1 protein-coding gene and 2 pseudogenes are annotated in these 1,944 nt (G+C 41.4%); all 3 read right to left on the bottom strand.

The genetic code is table 11. The features are described 5' to 3' along the window. Nucleotides 1-250: pseudogene (locus ACFO4O_RS15285) on the bottom strand (RHS repeat-associated core domain-containing protein); the annotation flags it as partial. A 52-nt stretch (nt 251-302) separates the two neighbouring features. Continuing rightward, nucleotides 303-872, bottom strand: coding sequence for a hypothetical protein (locus ACFO4O_RS15280; RefSeq protein ID WP_382410084.1), 570 nt, complete (start codon nt 870-872; stop codon nt 303-305). Nucleotides 873-1,732: 860 nt separating this feature from the next. After that, nucleotides 1,733-1,885 (bottom strand): annotated as a pseudogene (locus tag ACFO4O_RS18110) (RHS repeat-associated core domain-containing protein); the annotation flags it as partial. Nucleotides 1,886-1,944 lie beyond the last annotated feature (59 nt).

The following is a 1,944-nucleotide window of genomic DNA, read 5'->3' as shown; positions in this document are numbered from 1 at the left end:
ATCTAGAGCCTGTTTTCGCAACCTTCTTAGTTTTTACTTCGTCCACTTCCGCCTCTACAGTGTAACCAGTCGGATCAGTAAAACTAAGCGGATTATTGAGTACATAGGAATAGGGGTTTATGCCCTGACTGCCAGTGCCTTGAATGAAGGGGTCAACACTTAAAAACCGGCCAATATTGTAGTCGTAGATGCGCCCATTCATATGAATGAGCTCAACCTCATCCAAATGCTCGTGGTCAGTAAAACCGCGGGCGTATTAGACTAAGCGAGAAATGATTATGTTGAATAACGTCAGCACTATTTCAACTATTATTATGGGCGTCAAAATACTTTTTAATTTTATCATTTATCGGCAGAGTAATACTCTTTCCGTTCACTAAAACAATGCTCTTCGAGTGTTTTATGCCATGACTTCCGTTTTCGATAGCATCTTTTGAAGATTCTAAAATTGAGGTGATGTTCTGCCATTTGATTAAACATATTGGCAAGTAAGGAGTATCTTTGTTATGAAAAAGAAGACCATCGGCGTTGTAATTGACGCAATACACCTTGGAAAATCGGTCAATAACACCGACCCCAATAACCCATTTATCTTGCATTAATGTCAAATCATTATCTGAACAAAAAAGTGGGGAAATATTAGTTTTTGTCGCTATGCCATCATCAACTAATTTATTGATAGCTTTTTTTTCTGCAAAATTAACAGGCCCAATCAGCCAAAAATAGATGCCTACAAAAAAACTAGTTGCAAAAATTATTCCAACTGCCTCATCACCTGTGAGGTACATCGCGATTCCACCAAAAATTATACTTAGCGCTATATAAAAAAGCTTAGCCTTTATCATAAAAGTGATAACTAAAAAATATTTCAAAATTAATCGACCTTGTCTAAGATTCTCATTGGGTATGGGATTGTCTTGTCATGCTGCCTATGCAAGTAATTGATGCCGTTATTCCATGCAGGAGGATTAGCGGGCATTCCAGGTGGCAGCTTAAACGGCGAAAATTTACTGGCACACACTATCGCGATCCCACAGGCCGCAGAGGCTGTTTCGGATAAAAATTGCTTTCTATCTCTACCAACAAGCTTACTAAATCCGTTACTAATTTCATCAAAATGTCTTCCAAAATACTCATATAATTTTGGTGAATATGACTTAACCCCGGGTGCAATTGAAGAGCCAAACCTTATTGCCAAGATTCCCTCTGTTGCAAATGACCCTCCCATCATAACTAAAGGATGATCCCATGCGGAGCTGCTCCCACCCGCTTCAACCCATGCATCGTAGCCTTTACCACTATTATGTGCGCCTCTCATTGCACCTTCCATGCTGACCGGTGAACCAGGGTACATACGTTGACTGTTCCACGAATATGAGTTTCCATTGCTGTCGCTAGCTGAAACTGCTCTTAGTGAAATGGTGTCATTTGATTGCTCAGATGAGCTGCTATCTTTACTTACACTGGTAGGTGAGTTGATATCTACTGTGGCGGATACCGATTTACCATCCTTATTTCCTTTGTAAACCGTTGCGGATGTTGCCTTGCCATTGTCGAAGGTCACCGATGAGCCAGCATATGTGCCATTTGTATACGCGCTCACAGAATGCTGATGTGTAACCTGTCCCAAATCATTCGTTACGGTCGTGGTAGTTGTTTCTCCTACTTTGGTTCTTAACCTCGAGCCTGTTTTAATTTCGTATATCGGTTTAGTCTCAACCTCTTCCTCAGCCGAATACCCCGTAGGATCAGTAAAACTAAGCGGATTATTGAGCACATAGGAATAGGGGTTTATGCCCTGACTGCCAGTACCTTGAATGAACGGGTCAACGCTTAAAAATCGACCAATATTGTAGTCATAGATGCGCCCATTCATATGAATGAGCGAGCATAGTGCGCTTCTAGCCGTTTATGCCGATTTGGCGTGGAGGGCCGCGCTTTTAA

It is taken from the genome of Glaciecola siphonariae (genome assembly GCF_042652645.1).
Classification (GTDB): domain Bacteria; phylum Pseudomonadota; class Gammaproteobacteria; order Enterobacterales; family Alteromonadaceae; genus Glaciecola; species Glaciecola siphonariae.
The sequence above is the reverse complement of the archived record's forward strand: the minus strand, read 5'-3'. Positions and strand labels throughout refer to the sequence as shown.